19 protein-coding genes are annotated in these 19,964 nt (G+C 65.0%); 14 read left to right on the plus strand and 5 right to left on the minus strand.

Features of this window, described 5'->3' with window-relative positions; genetic code table 11:
- Positions 1-138: 138 nt before the first annotated feature.
- Complete coding sequence (locus AC628_RS04435) at positions 139-876, plus strand: CBS domain-containing protein (RefSeq protein ID WP_083632574.1); 738 nt, start codon at positions 139-141, stop codon at positions 874-876.
- Between the two features lie 379 nt (positions 877-1,255).
- Here the strand turns inward: AC628_RS04435 and AC628_RS04440 are convergent, their stop codons facing one another.
- From AC628_RS04440 to AC628_RS04460, 5 genes are all read right to left on the minus strand, one after another.
- Positions 1,256-1,879 carry a S1C family serine protease gene (locus AC628_RS04440; RefSeq protein ID WP_245321024.1) on the minus strand — a complete coding sequence of 208 codons (624 nt, stop codon included), beginning with the start codon at positions 1,877-1,879 and terminating at the stop codon, positions 1,256-1,258.
- 149 nt (positions 1,880-2,028) lie between these two features.
- The gene (locus AC628_RS04445; RefSeq protein ID WP_245321025.1) at positions 2,029-2,598 is read right to left on the minus strand and encodes a hypothetical protein; all 570 of its coding nucleotides are present in this window, start codon (positions 2,596-2,598) and stop codon (positions 2,029-2,031) included.
- Positions 2,599-2,694: 96 nt separating this feature from the next.
- The gene (locus AC628_RS04450; protein ID WP_074125531.1) at positions 2,695-3,144 is read right to left on the minus strand and encodes a c-type cytochrome; all 450 of its coding nucleotides are present in this window, start codon (positions 3,142-3,144) and stop codon (positions 2,695-2,697) included.
- Positions 3,145-3,503: 359 nt separating this feature from the next.
- A complete protein-coding gene (locus tag AC628_RS04455; protein WP_074125532.1) occupies positions 3,504-4,529 on the minus strand; it encodes a histone deacetylase family protein in 1,026 nt (341 codons plus the stop codon).
- Between the two features lie 48 nt (positions 4,530-4,577).
- Positions 4,578-5,282 carry a GntR family transcriptional regulator gene (locus AC628_RS04460; protein WP_074125533.1) on the minus strand — a complete coding sequence of 235 codons (705 nt, stop codon included), beginning with the start codon at positions 5,280-5,282 and terminating at the stop codon, positions 4,578-4,580.
- A 148-nt stretch (positions 5,283-5,430) separates the two neighbouring features.
- Between AC628_RS04460 and AC628_RS04465 the strand changes: the two genes are divergently transcribed.
- The 13 genes from AC628_RS04465 to AC628_RS04525 all read left to right on the plus strand — a co-directional run bounded on the left by AC628_RS04465 (position 5,431) and on the right by AC628_RS04525 (position 19,619).
- Positions 5,431-6,204, plus strand: a complete 774-nt coding sequence (locus AC628_RS04465; protein ID WP_074125534.1) for a class II aldolase/adducin family protein — start codon at positions 5,431-5,433, stop codon at positions 6,202-6,204.
- Between the two features lie 27 nt (positions 6,205-6,231).
- Entirely contained in the window at positions 6,232-7,782 is a 1,551-nt protein-coding gene (locus tag AC628_RS04470; protein ID WP_074125535.1) for an ABC transporter substrate-binding protein, read from the plus strand.
- Between the two features lie 74 nt (positions 7,783-7,856).
- Positions 7,857-8,828: an ABC transporter permease gene (locus tag AC628_RS04475; protein WP_074125536.1), complete on the plus strand. Its 972-nt coding sequence runs from the start codon at positions 7,857-7,859 to the stop codon at positions 8,826-8,828.
- On the plus strand, positions 8,825-9,664 hold the full coding sequence (locus AC628_RS04480; protein ID WP_074125537.1) for an ABC transporter permease: 840 nt from the start codon (positions 8,825-8,827) through the stop codon (positions 9,662-9,664). The genes AC628_RS04475 and AC628_RS04480 overlap by 4 nt, the downstream gene beginning before the upstream one ends.
- Positions 9,665-9,667: 3 nt before the next feature.
- Complete coding sequence (locus AC628_RS04485) at positions 9,668-11,287, plus strand: ABC transporter ATP-binding protein (RefSeq protein WP_074125538.1); 1,620 nt, start codon at positions 9,668-9,670, stop codon at positions 11,285-11,287.
- A 3-nt stretch (positions 11,288-11,290) separates the two neighbouring features.
- Positions 11,291-12,220, plus strand: coding sequence for a 2-hydroxyacid dehydrogenase (locus tag AC628_RS04490; RefSeq protein ID WP_074125539.1), 930 nt, complete (start codon positions 11,291-11,293; stop codon positions 12,218-12,220).
- 22 nt (positions 12,221-12,242) lie between these two features.
- Positions 12,243-13,307, plus strand: coding sequence for a phosphotransferase (locus tag AC628_RS04495; RefSeq protein ID WP_074125540.1), 1,065 nt, complete (start codon positions 12,243-12,245; stop codon positions 13,305-13,307).
- Between the two features lie 4 nt (positions 13,308-13,311).
- Positions 13,312-14,583: an aspartate aminotransferase family protein gene (locus AC628_RS04500; protein ID WP_074125541.1), complete on the plus strand. Its 1,272-nt coding sequence runs from the start codon at positions 13,312-13,314 to the stop codon at positions 14,581-14,583.
- Between the two features lie 200 nt (positions 14,584-14,783).
- The gene (locus AC628_RS04505; protein ID WP_016842874.1) at positions 14,784-14,990 is read left to right on the plus strand and encodes a ferredoxin; all 207 of its coding nucleotides are present in this window, start codon (positions 14,784-14,786) and stop codon (positions 14,988-14,990) included.
- Positions 14,991-15,063: 73 nt separating this feature from the next.
- Positions 15,064-16,290, plus strand: coding sequence for a cytochrome P450 (locus AC628_RS04510; protein ID WP_074125542.1), 1,227 nt, complete (start codon positions 15,064-15,066; stop codon positions 16,288-16,290).
- A gap of 84 nt (positions 16,291-16,374) precedes the next feature.
- Positions 16,375-17,697, plus strand: a complete 1,323-nt coding sequence (locus AC628_RS04515; protein ID WP_074125543.1) for an MFS transporter — start codon at positions 16,375-16,377, stop codon at positions 17,695-17,697.
- Between the two features lie 12 nt (positions 17,698-17,709).
- A complete protein-coding gene (locus tag AC628_RS04520; protein ID WP_074125544.1) occupies positions 17,710-18,372 on the plus strand; it encodes a sulfite oxidase-like oxidoreductase in 663 nt (220 codons plus the stop codon).
- Between the two features lie 26 nt (positions 18,373-18,398).
- Entirely contained in the window at positions 18,399-19,619 is a 1,221-nt protein-coding gene (locus tag AC628_RS04525; RefSeq protein WP_074125545.1) for a bifunctional alpha/beta hydrolase/OsmC family protein, read from the plus strand.
- Positions 19,620-19,964: the final 345 nt, after the last annotated feature.

Here is a 19,964-nt window from a genome sequence, read left to right on the forward strand (position 1 = left end):
CCTGTCGCATCATTGGCATATCAGCGCAATTGCACGACCGTCCGGTTGATAAATATCAACACACGTGTCCTTGCCGAGCGTTAGCTAAACACCGTCAGCTCAAGTCGGAGGATCTACGCCGTGCGCGTACGGGAGATCATGTCACGGAACGTCATCACAATCGATGCCGATGCATCGGTGAGCGACGCCATCAAGACGATGCTGTCCCACCACATCGGCGGCCTTCCTGTCATCGATCAGAGTCGCGCGCTCATCGGCATCCTGTCGGACGGAGATTTCATTCGGCGTGTCGAACTTGGAACGGAGAAGCGTCGCGGCCGCTGGCTTGCCATGCTTGCAGGCACGAGCCAAGTTGCACTCGACTTCGCCCGCCAGCACGGCCGCAAAGTCAATGAGATCATGTCGGCCGATCCGATCACCGTCGACGAGAACATGCCGCTCGAGCAAGTCGTTCAACTCATGGAATCGCACGGCGTCACGCGGTTTCCGGTCATGCGCGACAAAAGCCTGGTCGGGATGGTCACGCGCACGGACTTCATGACCGCGATCGCAAACCTTGGTCTCGAACGGCTCTCCCCTTCCGCCAACGACGATCAGATTCGCGCGGCGGTGATTGCGGCACTCGGGCATGCGTCCTGGCGACCCGCAGCTCTGAACGTCAGCGTGCATGACGGGATCGTCAACTTACGCGGCAACATCCGGAGCGACAACGCCCGCAAAGCCGCGACCGTCGCGGCGGAGAACGTTGCGGGCGTGAAGCGGGTCGAAGACCAACTGTCGAAGATCACTTACCCGCCGCCGGAAGAGGATTATGGCGGCGGCGACTTCGTCTCCTTGGAGGAAGAGCCTTCGACAGAGGATGATCAGCCCTTCTAGAGCCACCAGCGCCTGCCTCGCGCCGCCGGATTCGGCGTTCAGTTGCCAACGGGATGGATTGCGGCGGTGTTCGCAGACAACTCCGATCCCGGACCGGGACACCATCCTTCGTGACGAATGTGTTCTCGTCAGGATCTGCGACCGCAGCCCAAAGAAGCTGCCAGCTGGACGACAGCTGACAGCTTCGACGGGGCTGGCTGTGCGCAATTGGGGTATCTGCGCAACCCGAGTAAAGCGGATTGCCGAGAGGCCGGATTTGACCTGCATCAAATCCGGCTTGCGATCTTATGCCGCGTCACGAGACGCAATACGTTTCGCCTCGCCACCCGCCAACAGCCGGACCGCACACCTCAAGATCGACCCGCGATGATGAGGGAGCTTAATTCAATCTGACGAAGAGGCGATCAATCGCATCCGAGGGAATTGCCAGGCCGAAGCCCCGCTCGGCCTCGCCGGTGGTGGCGACAACAATGCCGATCACCTCGCCCCGCAGATTGAACAGCGGTCCGCCCGAGCTGCTGCCGCTGTCAAGTAAGGCGTCGGTCTGAATGAGATCCTGGCAGGGAATGCCGGCGCGCGAACGATGCAGAGCGCTGACAATGCCGAAACTGACGCTTTGAGCAGGTCCCGCCGTCCCCCCGACTGCAAGCACGAAATCTCCCGGCTCGGCATCGATCGATCGACCAACAGTGGCTGCGGTGAGGCCGGAGGCCGAAACCCTCAGCATGGCTAGGTCAAAGCGCTCGTCGGCCACCACGAACTTCGCCTCAAACCGGCGTCCGTCCGACAATTCGACCGAGAGTGCCTTGGCGCCGTTGATCAGATGATTGCTCGTCACGATCAATCCGGACTCCGACTTGATGATGACGCCCGCACCAGACACCTCCTTCGTCATGGGAGGACCGGAGTTTATCGACCCGGAGGTTGCCGCCGTCCCGGTATCGACCTTTATGCTGACGACAGTTCGGATGATTTTCCCGACCAGAGGCGCAAGCGTCTGCACGTCCCGGATTTCTCCCGCTTGCACCTGCCCGGCCCAGAGCAGCAGGAGACTTGACGTTACAACGGCGATCAATGAGGACAACCGATCGGACCGGGTCCTCGCCAACTCGCGACAGGCCCTTTGCGGCATCATCTCGTGCTCGCTTCGCACTATTCGGCTACGGCGATCGGCAGCACGCCCGGCCGCCGCTCCGCCGCAATGATTGCCTTCCACAATGCAGCAATGCTGCCTTGGGTGGTTGGCAGAACCGAGCAATGCCCCGCAGCGTCGAATTCGCAGAACCTCGCCGCCGGATCCTCACATATCTCCGCAAACGCCCGATTGATGAGGTCGAGACATTCCAGCAGTCTGGCGATGTTTTCCAGACCAGCACGACGTTGAAGATCAAGCAGGCGAAACGTCACGACTGGCGGGTCGCCGTAGCAGATCTCGGGATGGGCAAGCCCGAAGAGCACCTCGACAGCGGATGGCACCTGTCTAATTCGATTGAGAAGGTTCGCAGCCTGGGCTTCTGTGCAGGCAATCAGGCGCGGCGGCGGCGCTCCGGTTATCGACCTTGCACCGAGAACCGCCGATATCTGCTGCTCAAGCCAGAGACGAACGGGAGCCGGGGCGCTCTGGATTTGCTCGGCATCAAGCACTATGCCTGTCATCGCTGATCCTCCGCTTTCTGCAAGATCACTAGCGCCATTGCTTGCGGCGGCCTTGATGAGGATCAATCAGGGACGCGTCCGCCTTCATGCGTCTGTGACCGCGAGCGATCCGGCTGCCACGGGCGGACGCGGCGAGACGGCTATCGAGATCGCCCTTGGCCGCTACTTCTGCTGGATGCGGTTCAGATAGTCGATCACGGCAAGGATCCGCGTTCGCACAACGACCTCCCGCAACTCCCGCGATGGATCGAGCGCATCGTACGCCGGATCAACAGTGTGAGGCACGTTCATGATGGGGTTGAATCGTTCTCCCCAGATTGGCATTTCATGCGTACCGTGCGCGGGAACTTTCTTCCGCCCATCGATGGTTTGATAGACGGCACTCGTCGGAAAGACGCCGTTGTTGTCCTTGGCCAAGGTCGTCAGATCGGCCGGCGGCACCTTCAGCAGTTCGCTGAACGGTCCCTTACCCTTTCCATCCACGCCATGGCAGTTTGCGCACGACGCCTGAAATTCCGCCTTGCCGACATCGGCGTCTTCAGCGTGAACGGGCGCAGCGAAAGCAGCGGTCAGGCCGGCAATCATCAGCGACTTAAGGCAACGGGTCACCATATCGCGCCCCCGGTTTTCGGATGAATCTGTATAGCGGTCCCGAGGTTCCCTCGGCTTGACGCAGGTCAATGGACGTCATCTCCGCAACCGACCGACAGACTCTTGGCAATATGATCTTGGATGGCAACTCATCGGCATCGCTGCGAGCCCTCCTCGCGGGCTTCTCGCGATACTTTCAGTTTGGCGATGTTGCCGCCCGGCAGCCAGACCTCAGCCAGCGGCATGGCCGAGGAATCGAAACATCCACGGCCGATCAAGATCCATGTCCGCAACCACAACAGTGAACGGAGGGCTTACGGGGGATCCCTTCCCGACCGGTTCGCGAAGCCGGCCGGCGACTGGCCGGCTCCTGCTAGCCGCTAGCGCGCGGCTTCGAATCCGCCGAGCACCGCCGTCAGATTGGCGCCGAGAATATCGGAGAGATAGCCGCCCTCCTGCACGAGCACCGTGGGCAGGCCGAACCGGGCCAGCCCCTCGCCGATGCGGCGGAAACCGTCGGTCGTGACGGCGAGGCCCGCCAGCGGGTCCTTCTCGGAGGCGTCGAGGCCGAGCGCGACCACGAGCGCGGTCGGCGCGAAAGAACGGATCGCCCGCTCCGCCGCCGCCAGCGCCATCATGTAATCGTCGTCGCCGGTGCCCTTGGCGAGCGGAATGTTGAGATTGGCGCCGAGACCGGGTCCGGCACCGCGCTCATGCGCGTAGCCCCAGACGAACGGATAGAAGAACGACGGATCGGCGTGGATCGAGACGGTGAAGACATCACCCCGCTCGTAGAAGATGCCTTGCGTGCCGTTGCCGTGATGCACGTCGACATCGAGGATGGCGACGCGCTCATGCTTCTGACGCAGATGCTCCGCCGCGATCGCGCTGTTGTTGAGGAAGCAGAAGCCGCCGGCCATGTCGCGATAGGCATGGTGGCCGGGCGGACGGCACAGCGCATAAACCGCGTCCTCGCCGTCCAGCACCACCTGCGCGGCGGTGACCGCGACGTCGCTCGAGGCGCAGGCGCCGGCCCAGGTGCCCTTGCCGATCGGCGCTGCGGTGTCCGCCGTGTGCCAGCCGAGCTTGCCGACGATATGGGTCGGATAGGTGGCGGCGTTGCGCACCGGGTGGATGTTCGCGATCATCTCCGGCCCGGCATCGCCGAGCGCGGTCCACGCATCCCAGGCCTCGGCGAGAAAGCTCAGATATTCCGGACTGTGCACGCGCGCGCGCGGTCCCTGCCCGAATTTGGTCGGCTCGATCAGCGTGTGCTTGCCGGCCTTCAGGCCCGCCAGCAGGCGGTCGGCGCGCTCGGGCTGCTCGGTGGTGCGCTGGACCACGCCGCGGACCAGGAAGAACTGCGGATCATGGCTGCGGTGCAGATCACTGTAGACGGCCTTCACGGGAAACTCCTGTTGGATGAATCAGAAAGATCGCAACATCGCGCGCGGCTATTTCGCCGCCGCCGGCCATGGCGGAATCTCGCGCACCAGCCGTCCGACTTCGCGCCAGGCATGACCGATGTGATAGTCGACATACGCGACGATGCGCTCGGGATGACCGGCCTCGATCGCGGCGAGCACCGGTTCGTGCGTGCGCGCGATCTCATGCGGATCGTCATAGAGGCGGCCGATCAGGCCGATCACCATGCGCAGCTCGGAGGCGAGATCGTCGAACAGCCGCAGCATCCGCCGGTTGCCGGCGATCTCGCAGATCAGGCGATGGAAGCGGTAGTCCTCCTCGACCTGCCGCGCCGGATCGTCGAGATCGGCGGTCTCGTGCAGCACCTCTATCTGCCGGCGCAACTTGTCGCGCGTCTCCGGCGTCAGGTTGCGCGCGGCGAGCACTGCGGCATGACGCTCGACGCACAGACGCAGGTCGTAGATCTCGTCGATATCATCGGCGGCGAACTGCCGGACGAAGAAGCCGCGGCGCGGATTGGCTACCAGCAAGCCCTGCTGCTCGAGCAGCCGCGCCGCCTCGCGCACCGGCGCCCGGCTCACCCCCAGCTCGCGCGCGATGCCGGCTTCGACCACCTTTGATCCCGGCGGCAGCCGCCCCAGAACGATGGCCTCGGTCAGGCGACGGGCGACCTGGCCGACGAGGTCGGTCTCATTGAGGGCCGGCAAGCCGACCGGAGGGGAAATCGTGCGCATCAAAAGGGTCCGTTTCGACCCTTGTACATTATTTAATCGTCGATTGTCGACAGTTTGATCTTGATCAATTCTTAGATTGTCGACAGTTTAGTGACGCGGGCATTGCAACGCAACAAAAACGGCCCGCGGACAGGGACTAGCAGCAACGATGACGACGCATGTGCGGCCCGACGCCGTGAAGGACCAGAACCAGCAATTCCGCATCGACCTCGCCGCGGCCTACCGGCTGATCCACCGGCTCGGGCTCGATGACAGCATCTACACCCACATCTCGGTGCGGCTGCCCGGCAGCCATGACCGCTTCCTGATCAATCCCTACGGCCTGCGCTTCGAGGAGGTGACGGCGTCGAACCTCGTCACCGTCGATCTCGACGGCGTCGTGATCGACGATCCGCTCGGGCTCGGCATCAATCCGGCCGGCTTCACTATCCACAGCGCGGTGCATGCGGCGCGGCAGGACGTCGCCTGCGTGCTGCACACCCACACGGTGGCCGGCGTCGCGGTGTCCTGCCAGAAGCAGGGACTGCTGCCGCTCAATCAATGGTCGATGCAGTTCACCGGCTGCCTCGCCTATCACGACTATGAAGGCATCGCGCTCGATCTCGACGAACGCGAGCGCCTGGTCGCCGATCTCGGCGACAAGTTCGTGATGGTGCTGCGCAATCACGGCATGCTGACCTGCGGCCGCTCGGTCGCGGAAGCCTTCAAGCTGATGCACAATCTGGAGCGCTCCTGCCGCGCGCAGCTCGCGATCCAGTCCGCCGGCGCCGAGATCGCGCCGCTGTCGGACGCGGTCGCTCACAAGACCGCCGGTCAATACGCGACCTTCTACGACAGCATCGAGACCCACGGCGTGCCCGATACCGAGTGGGCGGCCTTCAGGCGCATGCTCGCGCGCACAGATCCGGATTTCGTCAACTAGAGCGTATTCGAACGAGAGAGCCCGAACATGTTGAAGCGAGTTCTGTTGAGTCTTTTGGTGGCGAGTGCCCTGAGCACTGCGGCTTTCGCCGAGGAGCCGAAATCCGGCGGCGTGATCAACGCGGTGATCCAGCCGGAGCCGCCGGGTCTGATGATGGGCCTCGTACAGAACGGCCCGACCCAGATGGTCGCGGGCAACATCTATGAAGGCCTGCTGCGCTATTCACCGAAACTCGAGCCGCTGCCCGGTCTCGCCGAGAGCTGGAGCGTCAGCGAGGACGGCAAGACCTATACCTTCAAGCTGCGCAAGGGCGTCACCTGGCATGACGGCAAGCCGTTCACCTCGGCCGACGTCGTGTTCTCGATCGAATTCCTCAAGCAGACCCATCCGCGCGCCCGCGGCAATTTCGCGCCAGTCGACAAGATCGAGACACCTGACGACAACACGGTAATCTTCAACCTGAAGCAGCCGTTCGGACCGTTTATCGGCGTCTTCGAGGTCGGATCGCTGCCGATGATCCCGAAGCACATCTATGAAGGCACCGATTTCAAGACCAACCCCGCCAACAATACGCCTGTAGGCACGGGCCCCTTCATGTTCAAGGAATGGCAGAAGGGCTCGTTCATCCGCCTGGTCAAGAATCCGAGCTACTACATCAAGGGCCTGCCGCATCTCGACGAGATCTACTGGCACGTGATCCCCGACGCCGCCGCACGTGCGGTGGCGTTCGAGACCGGCAAGGTCGACGTGCTGCCAGGCGGCTCGGTCGAGAATTTCGACGTGCCCCGCCTGTCCAAACTAAAGAATGTCTGCGTCACCGGCGCCGGCTGGGAGTTCTTCAGCCCGCTGTCATGGCTGTGGCTCAACAACCGCTCCGGCCCGACCGCGAACAAGAAATTCCGCCAGGCGGTGATGTACGCGCTCGATCGCAATTTCGCGAAAGACGTGATCTGGAACGGCCTCGGCAAGGTCGCGACCGGCCCGTCGAGCTCGTCGATCAAGTACTACAGCAGCGACGTGGCGAAATACGACTATGACCCGGCCAAGGCCAAGGCGCTGCTCAAGGAAGCCGGCTACAACGGCGAGAAGGTCCGCCTGCTGCCGCTGCCGTATGGCGAAACCTGGCAGCGCTGGGCCGAGGCCGTGAAACAGAACCTGCAGGATGTCGGCATCAACGTCGAAATGCTCTCGACCGATGTCGCAGGCTGGAACCAGAAGACCTCGGAATGGGACTACGATATCGCCTTCACCTATGTCTATCAGTACGGCGATCCCGCGCTTGGCGTCAGCCGCACCTATGTCTCCAGCCAGATCGTCAAGGGCAATCCGTTCAACAACGTCGAAGGCTATTCGAACCCGGACATCGACAAGCTGTTCGCCGACGGCGCGGTCGCCTTCCCCGACGCGGCACGCAAACCATTTTATGACAAGGCGCAGAAAGTCCTCGTCGACGATGTGCCGGTGGCCTGGCTGCTCGAGCTGCAATTCCCAACCATCACCCGCTGCAACGTCAAGAACCTGATCACGACCGCGATCGGCGTCAACGACGGCTTCCGCGACGCCTGGCTCGACAAATAGGGCTCGTTGCCGGGCCGCGGCGTGCGCAAGGCGCCGCGGCCCCCCTCCCTTCCCGAACACAACCGAAGTCACCGATGCTCGCATTCATAGCCCAGAGACTTGCCAAGGCCGTGGTCGTCCTGCTTGCGATCGTCGTCCTCAATTTCATGCTGATCCGCATGGCGCCGGGCGACCCGGCGATGGTGATGGCGGGCGAGGCCGGCGCCAGCGACCAGATCTTCGTCACCCAATTGCGCGAGAAGTTCGGGCTCGACCAGCCGCTGCCGGTCCAGCTCTACCGCTACGTCAAGGGCATCGTGACGCTCGATCTCGGTTTCTCGTTCCGCCAGCAGATGCCGGTCGCCAAGCTGATCGCCGAGCGGCTGCCGGCGACGCTGCTGCTGACTGTCACGGCCTTCGTGATTTCGCTGCTGCTCGGCGTTCTGTTCGGCACACTCGCCGCGCGCTTTGCCGGCACCTGGGCCGACACCGCGATCACGATAGTGGCGCTGATCTTCTACGCCACGCCGCTGTTCTGGGTGGCGTTGATGGCGATCCTTTTGTTCTCGGTCGCGATGGATTGGCTGCCGAGCTTTGGCTACGAGACCGTCGGCGCCAACTACACCGGTCTCGCTCATGTGCTCGATGTCGGCGCCCATCTGATCCTGCCGGCGACGACGATGGGCCTGTTCTTCATGGCCACCTATGCCCGCATGACCCGCGCCTCGATGTTGGAGGTGAAGCGGCATGACTTCGTCAAGACCGCGCGCGCCAAGGGCCTGCGCGACGCCGTGATCCAGCGCCGCCATGTGCTGCGCAACGCGCTGCTGCCGGTGGTGACGCTGGCGGGCTTGCAGGCCGGCACGCTGGTCGGCGGCGCCGTGCTCACGGAGACCGTGTTCGCCTGGCCCGGCATCGGCCGGCTGATGTACGAGGCGCTGCTGCAGCGTGACTACAATCTGCTGCTCGGGGTCTTCGTGGTGTGCTCGGCGATGGTGCTGGCCTTCAACCTGATCACCGACCTGATCTACCGCGCGGTCGATCCCCGCATCGAGTTTGCCTCATGAGCAAGTTCTGGCGCACCATGCTGCGCAACCCCGGCGGCGTGATCGGGCTGACGATCCTGCTGCTTGCGATCGCGATCGCGATCTTTGGACCCCTGCTGTTTCCCACCTCTCCCTGGCGCATGGTGCAGCGGCCGTTCCTGCCGCCGTTCACGGTACCCGGCCTGCCGCTCGGCACCGATGCGCTCGGCCGCGACGTGCTCGCCGGCATCATCTATGGCGCCCGCGTCTCGCTGCTGGTCGGCCTGGTCTCGACCATGGCCGCGCTCGCGGTCGGGATTCCCGTCGGCGCCCTCGCTGGGTATTTCGGCGGCAAGGTCGGCGACGCGCTGATGCGCTTCACCGAATTCTTCCAGACCGTGCCGAGCTTCGCGCTCGCCATCGTGCTGGTCGCGATCCTGCAGCCCTCGATCGTCTCGATCGTGCTGGCAATCGCGATCGTGAGCTGGCCGCCGGTCGCGCGCCTGGTCCGTGGCGAGGTGTTGTCGCTGCGCACCCGCGAATACGTCCAGGCCGCGATCGTCACCGGACAGAGCCACAGCTGGATCATCTGGCGCGAGATCCTGCCCAATGCGCTGTCGCCCGTCATCGTGCTGGCTTCGCTGATGGTCGCGACCGCGATCCTCCTGGAATCCTCGCTCTCCTTTCTCGGCCTCGGCGATCCCAATCTGATGTCCTGGGGCTACATGGTCGGCGCCGGCCGCACCGTGATCCGCCAGGCCTGGTGGATCACCTTGTTCCCCGGCATCGCGATCCTGCTCTCGGTGCTGGCGCTGAACCTGATCGGCGAAGGGCTCAACGACGCGTTCAATCCGCGCCTCAACAAGGAAGGGCGTTGACGCATGTCGGCCGCACCCGTCGTCTCGATCAAGAATTTGAAGCTCGCGCTGCCGCCGGGCTCCGACCGCCCTTACGCCGTCGACGGCGTCTCCTTCGATCTCGTGCCCGGCAAGATCCTCTGCGTGGTCGGCGAGTCCGGCTCCGGCAAGTCGATGTGCGCGCATGCGCTGATGGGGCTGTTGCCGGACACCATCATCCGCGAGGCCGGCGAGATTGCGTATGACGGCCGGAACCTGCTCACCCTCGACGACACCGGCTGGCTTGCGCTTCGCGGTCGCCATATCGCGATGGTCTTCCAGGAGCCGATGACCGCGCTCAATCCCTTGATGCGGATCGGCGACCAGATCGCCGAAATGTTCGAGGCGCACAATCTGTTGACGCCCCGGCAACGCAAGCAGAAGGCATTGCAGCTGCTGCGCGAGGTCGGCCTGCCCGAGCCCGAGCGTTCGGCGCGCGCCTACCCGCATCAGCTGTCCGGCGGCCAACGCCAGCGCGCCATGATCGCGATGGCGTTGGCGCTGGAGCCGACCGTGCTGGTGGCCGACGAGCCGACCACCGCGCTCGACGTCACCACACAGGCGCAGATCCTCGAGCTGATCCGCGACTTGCAGCGCCGCCGCAACATGGCGGTCATGTTCATCACCCACGATTTCGGCGTCGTCTCCGACATCGCCGACCGCGTCGTCGTGCTCCAGCACGGCAAGGTGGTCGAACAGGGCGCAGCCGACGATGTGTTGCGGCGACCGCAACACGCCTACACGCGGGCGCTGCTCGCGGCGGTGCCCTCGATGCAGCCGCCGCCGCGCGCGCCGCTTGCGGATCGCGCCAAGGCGGTCGAGGTGATCGGTCTCGACAAGACCTATGTCAGCGGCGGCGGCTGGTTCCAGCCGGTGCGGCGGGTACGCGCCGCGAACGAGGTCAACTTCGACATCCTGCAAGGCGAGACCGTCGGTCTGGTCGGCGAATCCGGCTCCGGCAAGTCATCCGTCGCCCGCCTGGTGATGCGCCTGATCGAGCCGGACCACGGCACGGTCCGCCTCGGCGACACCGATTTCACCCGCGTCGCCGGCCGCGCGCTGCGCAAGGAACGCAGCCGCATCCAGATGATCTTCCAGGATCCGTTCGCCTCGCTCAATCCGCGCCGCAAGGTCGGCAACATCATCGCCGACGGGCCGATCGCCCACGGCACCGATCCGGCGGTCGCACGTCAGCGTGCCGCTGAGCTGCTCGGTCTCGTCGGCCTCAATGCCAGCGCGATGGAACGCTATCCGCACGAATTCTCAGGTGGCCAGCGCCAGCGCATCGGCATCGCCCGCGCGCTTGCGCTCGAGCCGGAAATCATTGTCGCCGACGAAGCCGTCTCGGCACTCGATGTCTCCGTGCAGGCGCAGGTGCTGAACCTGCTGGAAGACCTCAAGACGCGGCTTGGCCTGTCGATGCTGTTCATCACCCACGATCTGCGGGTGGCGGCGCAAATCTGCGACCGGATCGCGGTGATGCAGCGCGGCGCGATCGTCGAGCTGAAGCCGACCGCCGCGCTGTTCTCGGCGCCCGAACATCCCTACACAAGCGAGCTGCTCGCCGCGGTGCCCGGGCAGATTTCCTCATCGCGTGCGGCCTGAACCATGCGTTGTGCCCTGATCAGCAGCAGCCTCGATCTGCATGACTATTTCGGTGCGGAGCTCGCGCGCATTGCGCCGCACATCGAGGTGGTCGATCATGCCGGCGATGCCGCGGATGTGCGTCTCGCTTTGGCCTGGCATCCGCCCGACGACGCGTTCGAACGCTATCCCGATTTGCAGGCGGTATGCTCGATCGCCGCCGGCGTCGACAACATCATGGCCTGCCCGAGCCTGCCGCCCGGCGTCGACGTGGTGCGCGTCGTCGATCCCGGACAGGGGCAGATGATGTCGGGCTTCATCGCCTGGCATGCGATCGGGCATCAGCGCGGCTTTGCCGCCTTCAGCGCCCAGCAGCGCGACCGGATCTGGCAACGCCGCGGGCAGCGGCGCACGCAGGATGTGCCCGTCGGCATCCTCGGCAATGGCGAGATCGGCCGGCGCGTTGCCGTCGACCTCGCCCATCTCGGCTTTCCCGTGCTGTCCTGGAGCCGGACCGCCAAGGCCATTTCGTCGGCGAGCCGGAGTTTTCACGGGCCCGCCGGTCTTGCCGCGATGCTCGGCGAGACCGAGGTGCTGGTCAATCTGCTGCCGCTGACACCCGAGACGCGCAACATCCTCAATGCCGATCTGTTCGGCCGGATGCGCCGCGGCGGCTACCTGATCCAGGTTGGCCGCGGCGAGCATCTGGTGGAAGCCGATCTGCTCGCAGCACTCGACAGCGGTCAGCTGGCCGGAGCGGCGCTCGACGTGTTCGCGACCGAACCGTTGCCTTCGGCACATCCGTTCTGGCATCATCCGCGGATCGCCATCACGCCGCATGATGCGAGCGACGTCAGCATCAGCGCCGTTGCGACGACGCTTGCCATGACGGCGGACGCGATCCGCGCCGGACGGCGTCCCCCGCATGCGATCGACCGCGCACGCGGCTATTGATTGCGATACGGAGCAGCGTCAGATGCAGATCCCCCGTTCGTCCGCCGATGCCGCGCACCCGCTCGACGGGCTGCGCGCCGCCGGGCCGATCGCGGAGGCGCGAGCGCAGGCGCTCGTCATGGAGCATTACGGCCTGTCGGCCGCCATCCGCCGGCTCGACAGCGAGCGCGACCAGAATTTCCGGCTGCGCGCGCCAAATGGATGCGAATACGTCCTCAAGATCGCCAATCCCGACGAAGATCGGGCCGTCACCAATCTGCAGACCGAGGCGCTGCGGCACGTCGCGGTCCGTGATCCGCTGCTGCCGATTCCGCGCATTATTCCGACGCGCGATGGCGCGGCTGAGCTCGAGATCGGCTTCGACGACGGCTCGATGAGGGTGGTGCGGCTGCTGACGTTCCTCGCGGGAACGCCGATGCATCAGGCGCCGCCGTCGGCGGCGTTGCGCGGTGACGTCGGCCGCTGCGCGGCACGGCTCGCCGTTGCGCTGCGCGACTTCGTTCATCCCGGCGCAAACCACAAATTGCTCTGGGACATCCAGCATGCCGCCGAACTGCGGCCACTGCTCGACGCGGTGCCGCCCGCCCAGCGCGTACTGGTCGAACGCGTCCTCGATCATTTCGTGGCCGACGCCGTGCCCGTATTGGTGCAGCTTCCAAAGCAACCCCTGCACAACGATCTCAATCCGCACAACATCGTCGTCGACGCGGACTCACAAACCCGCGTCTGCGGCATCATCGATTTCGGCGACATGACCGCGACGGCCCGCATCAACGACCTGGCGATCGCCGCGGCCTATCAGGCGACCGACAGCGACGAGCCGCTGGCGCCGGCGCTCGATCTGATTGCGGCGTATCATGCGGTCTCGCCGCTGGAGCCGCGCGAGCGCGCCATCCTGTTCGACCTGATCGCGACCCGCATGGTGATGACGATCGTGATCAGTAACATCAGGGCCGCTCGCTATCCGGAGAACAGCGGGTATATTCTGCGCAACAACAAGCAGGCGTCGGCCCGGCTCGCCTGGATCGCGACACTGACGCGAACACAGGCCACGCAGCAGATCGAGCGTGCCTGCCAGGGAGAGTGACACGATGCCGGCCGAAACCTCGACCCAGCAGCTGATCGCGCGCCGCAACCGCCTGCTCGGTCCCGCCTACCGGCTGTTCTACGAGCAACCGGTGCATGTGATCCGCGGCGAAGGCATCTGGCTGTACGATGCCGCAGGCAAGCGTTATCTCGACGCCTACAACAACGTCGCCTGCGTTGGCCACTGCCATCCGCGGGTCATCGAGGCGATCGCGCGGCAGGCTGCGGTGCTCAACACCCACACCCGCTATCTGCACGAGACGATCCTCGACTACGCCGAGCGGCTGCTCGCGACCTTCCCGGCCGAGATCGGCCAGGTGATGTTCACCTGCACCGGCAGCGAGGCCAACGATCTGGCGCTCCGCGTCGCTCGCACCTGCACCGGCGGCACCGGCGTCATCGTTACCCGGACCGCCTATCACGGCGTGACGGGCGCGCTGGCCGAACTGTCGCCGTCGCTCGGCCTGCCCGAGCCGACCGCGCCCCATGTCCGTCTGGTGCCGGCGCCGCAGTCCGCCGGCGATGAGACCGGGGAGATTTTTGCCAACCACGTCCGCACAGCGTTCGCGGATATGGCACGCAACGGCATTCGCCCGGCCGCGCTGCTGGTCGATACGATCTTCTCCAGCGACGGCGTATTCGCCGACCCGCCGGGCTTCCTGCGGCCGGCGGTGGAGGCCGCGCACGCGGCCGGCGCGCTGTTCATCGCCGACGAGGTGCAGCCCGGCTTCGGCCGCTGCGGCCAAGGCCTATGGGGCTTTGCCCGCCACGGCATCGTTCCCGACATGGTCACGATGGGCAAGCCGATGGGCAACGGCCATCCGATCGCCGCGATGGCTGCGCGCCCGGACCTGCTCCGGGAATTCGGCGCCCGCTCGCGCTACTTCAACACCTTTGGCGGCAACCCCGTGTCGGCCGCCGCCGGCATGGCCGTGCTCGACGTGATCGAGCGGGAAGGCCTGGTCGAGAACGCCGGGCGCACCGGTGCGCTTCTGCGCCAGCGGCTCGACGCATTGCGCGCGCGCCATGAACTGGTGGCGGAGGTCCGCGGTGCCGGCCTGTTCATCGGCGTCGAATTGCGCCATGGCGGCGCTCCTGCCGGCCAGCAGGCGGCGCGGATCGTGAATGCGCTGCGCGAGACAGGCGTGCTGATCAGCGCGGCAGGGCCAGACGGCAATGTCCTGAAGATCCGGCCGCCGCTGGTATTTGGTGCTGAGCATGTCGACCTGCTGGTCGACGCCCTCGACCAGGCCCTGCTGGAAAATTCGCCGGGCTGACGGTCCGCTCGATCCCGATCACCGGCGCCCGGCTGGCTGAATTTTCGCTTGACGTCCGTGCCCGACGATAATGTAATAGCCTATAACTTGGTGATCCGGCTTTGAGGCCGGCCGCCCAAGCAAGCTAGAACTTGCATAAGATGAAAATTGAGGAACCCGGCGCGCCCCGCAGCGCGCCAGAGCCGAGGGAGAGCGCTTGCATGTCCAAGCTCAGAATCCGCGTCGACCAGGACAAATGCCAGGGTCACGCCCGCTGCAAATCGCTCGCCCCCGAACTGTTCGAGCTCGACGAATACGGCAACGCCCATGAGGTCGGCGACGGGACCGTCCCGGCCGGGCTCGAGGACAAGGCCTGGCTCGCGCAGACCAACTGCCCGGAAATCGCGATCGAAGTCACCGAGGAATAGCGGCCGGCAGGGATGGCCGCGCGCCTCCCGCTCCGCCAACCAGCGTCTGATCGAACGAGAAGGAAACGAGCCGATGTCCGATTCCCCGTCCGCAAGCTATCTGCCCGAACATCCCCCGGTGACCGACTGGGTCCATGATTTCGACCATACCGATCCGGTCTGGACCGACGACCCGTTCCCGATCTGGGAGACGCTGCGCGCGGCCTCGCCCGTCGTGCATACCGAGCGTTTCCTCGGCTGCTACATGCCGACCACCTATCAGGCGGTGAAGGAGATCGCCTACGACACCGAGCATTTCTCCTCGCGCCGCGTCATCGTGCGCGACGTCCGCCCCGAGATCTCCGCCCGCGCACCGCCGATCACCTCCGACCCGCCGGAGCACAAGCCCGCCAAGCAGGTGCTGCTGCCGCCGTTCACGCCGGACGCGATGAAGCGGCTGGAGCCGCGGGTGCGCGCGATCTGCAACGAGCTGATCGACGAGTTCATCGCCGACGGCCATTGCGATGCCGCGGCGCGTTACACCAAGCACATCCCGGTGCGCGCCATCGCGCATATGCTGGGCATTCCGGAGAAGGACGGCGACCTCTTCATCAAATGGATCCACCAGATCCTCGAGCTCGGCATCAAGAAAGAAGAAGAGATGATGAACGGCGTGCGCGAGATGACCGGCTATTTCATGGCTCATCTCGAACAGCGCAAGCTTGAGCCGGGCGATGATCTGATCTCGCAACTGCTGCGGGCCAAGGGCCCCGGCGGCCAGCCGCTCACCGACGAGCACGTGCTCGGTTCGCTGCGGCTGCTCCTGATCGCGGGCATCGACACCACCTGGAGCGCGATCGGCTCCTCGCTCTGGCATCTCGCCAGGACACCGGCCGATCGCGAGCGCCTGATTGCGGAGCCGGCGCTGATCCCGACCGCGATCGAGGAATTCCTCCGCGCCTACTCGCCGGTGACGATGGCGCGCGAGGTGATGAAGGAGACCACGATCTCCGGCTGTCCGGTCAAGGCCGGCAACATGGTGCTGCTGTCCTTCCCGGCGGCCAACCGCGACCCCGCCATGTTCCCCGATGCGGACAAGGTGGTGATCGACCGCAAGGAGAACCGCCACGCCGCCTTCGGCCTCGGCATCCACCGCTGCGTCGGTTCCAACCTGGCGCGGATGGAGATGCAGGTGGCGATCGAGGAATGGCTGAAGCGAATCCCGGACTTCCGCCTCGACCCGGCCGGCAAGGTCACCTGGTCCGAGGGCACGGTGCGCGGCCCGCGTCAACTGCCTGTCCTGTTCGGCAAGAACGCCTGAAGAACAGCACAGCAGTTACATCGCACCACGCAAATGAGTTAGGTTGCCCCGGAATCGAGCCAGAGAATCCGGGGAGGCCTGCCAATGTCCGAACAAACCGCTCAACCCGCGAGCGATCATCTCGACATCCATGACGTCGAGCGGCGGGTGAAGGCGATCTTCATCGGTTCGGTCGGCAATCTCGTCGAGTGGTACGATTTCTACGCCTACACCGCATTCGCGCTGTATTTCGCGCCGGCGTTCTTCCCGCACAGCGATCCGGTGGTGCAGCAGCTCAATGCCGCCGTGCTGTTCGCCGCGACCTTCCTGATGCGCCCGCTCGGCGGCTGGCTGTTCGGCTTCATCGCCGACCGCTACGGCCGGCGGCTGTCATTGACGCTGTCGGTGGTCTGCATGTGCTTCGGCTCGCTGATCATCGCAGTGACGCCGACCTATGCTACGATCGGCTTTGCCGCCCCGGCGATCCTGGCGCTCGCCCGCGTCATCGAGGGCCTCAGCCTCGGCGGCGAATACGGCGCGAGCGCCACCTATCTCAGCGAGGTCGCCGATCCCAAGCACCGCGGCTTCTATTCCAGCTTCCAGTACGTCACGCTGATCGGCGGCCAGCTCACCGCGATCATCGTGCTGCTGTTGCTGCAGAAGGTGTTCCTGACCCCGGACGAGCTGAAGGCCTGGGGCTGGCGGATTCCGTTCGTGATCGGCGCCCTGCTCGCGATCTTCGCCGCGGTGATGCGGCGCGGCCTGCACGAGACCGAGGCGTTCGAGGAGGCCAAGAAGGTCTCCAAGCCGACCGGCTCGATCGTCGGCCTCCTGAACTATCCCCGCGAATTGCTGCTGGTGGTCGGACTCACCGCCGGCGGCACCGCGGCGTTCTACACCTTCACCACTTACATGCAGACCTTCGTGAAGCTGTCGGTCGGCCTCACCGAAGACCAGACCACGTTCGTGATCTTCGGCTCGCTGATCTTCGCGACCTTCCTGCAGCCGATCTATGGCGCGCTGTCCGACCGCATCGGCCGCAAGCCGCTGCTGATCTTCTTCGGCGTCGTCGGCACACTGGCGACGATCCCGATCCTGACCGCGCTAAAGGAGACCAAGTCGCCCTTCATCGCCTTCCTGCTGATCTGCGGCGCGTGGATCTTCGTCGCCGGCTACACCTCGATCAATGCGATCGTGAAGGCGGAGCTGTTCCCGACCAATGTCCGCGCGCTCGGCGTCGGCCTGCCCTACGCCATCACGGTGTCGATCTTCGGCGGCACGGCGCCCGCGGTTGCACTCTATTTCAAGAGCATCGGGCACGAAGACTGGTTCTATTATTATCTCAGCGGCATGATCTTCCTGTCGCTGTTGATCTACTCGACCATGCGCGACACCAAGCACGACTCCGCGATGCATCGCCACGAATGACGGCCCGACGCCATGGCTGACGACCAGGAACCGCCCGAGAGCAAGCTGACGCGCAGCAAGCAGCGCTGGGCGCGCGAAGGCAAATTCCTCACCGGCAAGGTCGCCCGGCCGGAGGAGCAGCGCCTGCCGCCGGGACAGCATCTGACCAAGGACTGGCCGGTGCTCGATCTCGGGATGCTGCCGAACGTGACGCGCGAGCGCTGGCGGCTCGACGTCTACGGCGCGGTCGAGCAGACGATCTACTGGGACTGGCCGCAATTCATGGCACAGCCGCAGACGCAGTTCGTCTCCGACATTCATTGCGTCACCACATGGTCGCGCTACGACAATCAGTGGGAGGGGCTCGCCACCCGCGACCTGCTCGCCGCCTGCCAGCCGCGCGAGGATGCGCGCTTCGTCGTGCTGCATTCGTATGACGGCTATACGACGAACCTGCCGATCGAGGATTTTGCCGCCGAGGACGCGCTGCTCGCCCATAGCTGGTCGGGCACGCCGCTCGAGCAGGAGCACGGCGGCCCGGTGCGGCTGGTGGTGCCGCACCTCTATTTCTGGAAGAGCGCGAAATGGCTGCAGCGCATCGAATTCCTGACCGAAGATGCGCCGGGCTTCTGGGAGGTGCGCGGCTATCACAATCGCGGTGATCCCTGGGCCGAACAGCGCTATTCTGGCGACTGACAACCCAACGATGATGGAGCCTGCCCGTGCCGCACGAACGCTTTCAATTCACCGGTGTGGGCGGCCATCAGCTGGCCGCCACCCTTGATACGCCGGATGGCCCGATCAGGGCCTATGCGCAGTTCGCGCACTGCTTCACCTGCGGCAAGGACGTGCTGGCGGCAAAGCGTATCGCGGTCGCGCTTGCGGCCAAGGGCATTGCCACGCTGCGGTTCGACTTCACCGGCCTCGGCTCCAGCGAAGGCGATTTCGCCAACTCGACCTTCTCCTCGAACGTCGCCGATCTGGTTCGCGCTGCCGACCATCTGCGCGAGACGCGCAAGGCGCCGGCGATCCTGATCGGCCATAGCCTCGGCGGCGCTGCGATCCTCGCGGCCGCCGGCCGGATCCCCGAGGCGAAGGCGGTCGTTACCATCGCCGCGCCGTCCGATCCCGTCCATGTCACGCATTTCTTCAAGGATCGGATCGAGGACATCCGCGCGCAGGGCGAAGGCGAAGTATCGCTGGCCGGCCGCCCGTTCCGCATCAAGCGCGAATTCCTCGACGACGTCGCCGAGCAGAACTTGATGGCGCAGGTCAAGCAGTTGCACAAGGCGCTGCTGATCATGCATTCGCCGACCGACGACACCGTCGGCATCGACAACGCCACCAACATCTTCATCGCGGCCAAGCACCCCAAGAGCTTCGTCTCGCTAGCGGGCGCCGATCATCTTTTGAGCGGCAAGCAGGATGCCGCCTATGTCGCCGACGTGATCGGCGCCTGGGCCGAGCGCTATGTCGATCTCACGCCGCAGCAGGCCGCCGACACCGGCAGCGCGCCGCGCAACGTCGTGGTGCAGGAGACCCGCAACGGCAAGTTCCAGCAGATCGTCACCACCGGTCCGCACCGGCTGATCGCCGACGAACCGGTCAGCGTCGGCGGCGATGACACCGGCCCCGGACCGTACGATTTCCTGCTCACCGGCCTCGGCGCCTGCACCTCGATGACGATGCGGATGTATGCCGACCGCAAGTCGCTGCCGGTCGATCGCATCACCGTGACGCTCCAGCACAACAAGATCTACGCCAAGGATTGCGAGGAGTGCGAGACGCGCGAGGGCATGCTCGACCAGATCGACCGCATCATCAGGATCGACGGCAACCTCGATGCCGACCAGCGCAAGCGGCTGATGGAGATTGCCGACAAGTGCCCGGTGCATAAGACGCTGACATCCGAGGTGCGGATCGTCACCAAGGCGGCGGAGTAGCTATCGGCGTATTGCAACTCGGTCGACTCGTAACGGCGTCGGAACCACGTCCCCTCTCCCGCTTGCGGTCCGCCGCAGGTGGGCGCAGCCAAAATATCGAAAACAACCCCATGCAAAGGAGCAGGCGGCTGCCGGCGTTCGACAAGGCAACTTGACACGTCGGGCAACTCAGCAATATTCTTCTAATATTCCGAAATCATGCGAACGCCCCTCGTCGTCTACCCACGGCCTGCGCGCTTGCCGGTCAGGCAGTTCGCCATGGTCCGGACCGCAGCGCCGATCTCGTTCTCGCGCCAGGCGGCGAAGCCGAGCAACAGGCCGTGGTCGCGCGGCCGCTGCAGCGCG

It is taken from the genome of Bradyrhizobium sp. NAS96.2 (assembly GCF_001908235.1).
Taxonomy (GTDB): Bacteria; Pseudomonadota; Alphaproteobacteria; order Rhizobiales; family Xanthobacteraceae; genus Bradyrhizobium.

Excerpts from the sequence above, each read along its gene's own strand:
- AC628_RS04470 (WP_074125535.1), top strand. The coding sequence starts at position 6,232 with ATGTTGAAGCGAGTTCTGTTGAGTCTTTTGGTGGCGAGTGCCCTGAGC.
- AC628_RS04465 (WP_074125534.1), top strand. The coding sequence starts at position 5,431 with ATGACGACGCATGTGCGGCCCGACGCCGTGAAGGACCAGAACCAGCAA.
- AC628_RS04515 (WP_074125543.1), top strand. The coding sequence starts at position 16,375 with ATGTCCGAACAAACCGCTCAACCCGCGAGCGATCATCTCGACATCCAT.
- AC628_RS04450 (WP_074125531.1), bottom strand. The coding sequence starts at position 3,144 with ATGGTGACCCGTTGCCTTAAGTCGCTGATGATTGCCGGCCTGACCGCT.
- AC628_RS04485 (WP_074125538.1), top strand. The coding sequence starts at position 9,668 with ATGTCGGCCGCACCCGTCGTCTCGATCAAGAATTTGAAGCTCGCGCTG.
- AC628_RS04495 (WP_074125540.1), top strand. The coding sequence starts at position 12,243 with ATGCAGATCCCCCGTTCGTCCGCCGATGCCGCGCACCCGCTCGACGGG.
- AC628_RS04505 (WP_016842874.1), top strand. The coding sequence starts at position 14,784 with ATGTCCAAGCTCAGAATCCGCGTCGACCAGGACAAATGCCAGGGTCAC.
- AC628_RS04480 (WP_074125537.1), top strand. The coding sequence starts at position 8,825 with ATGAGCAAGTTCTGGCGCACCATGCTGCGCAACCCCGGCGGCGTGATC.
- AC628_RS04435 (WP_083632574.1), top strand. The coding sequence starts at position 139 with ATGTCACGGAACGTCATCACAATCGATGCCGATGCATCGGTGAGCGAC.
- AC628_RS04475 (WP_074125536.1), top strand. The coding sequence starts at position 7,857 with ATGCTCGCATTCATAGCCCAGAGACTTGCCAAGGCCGTGGTCGTCCTG.
- AC628_RS04490 (WP_074125539.1), top strand. The coding sequence starts at position 11,291 with ATGCGTTGTGCCCTGATCAGCAGCAGCCTCGATCTGCATGACTATTTC.
- AC628_RS04500 (WP_074125541.1), top strand. The coding sequence starts at position 13,312 with ATGCCGGCCGAAACCTCGACCCAGCAGCTGATCGCGCGCCGCAACCGC.
- AC628_RS04510 (WP_074125542.1), top strand. The coding sequence starts at position 15,064 with ATGTCCGATTCCCCGTCCGCAAGCTATCTGCCCGAACATCCCCCGGTG.
- AC628_RS04520 (WP_074125544.1), top strand. The coding sequence starts at position 17,710 with ATGGCTGACGACCAGGAACCGCCCGAGAGCAAGCTGACGCGCAGCAAG.
- AC628_RS04460 (WP_074125533.1), bottom strand. The coding sequence starts at position 5,282 with ATGCGCACGATTTCCCCTCCGGTCGGCTTGCCGGCCCTCAATGAGACC.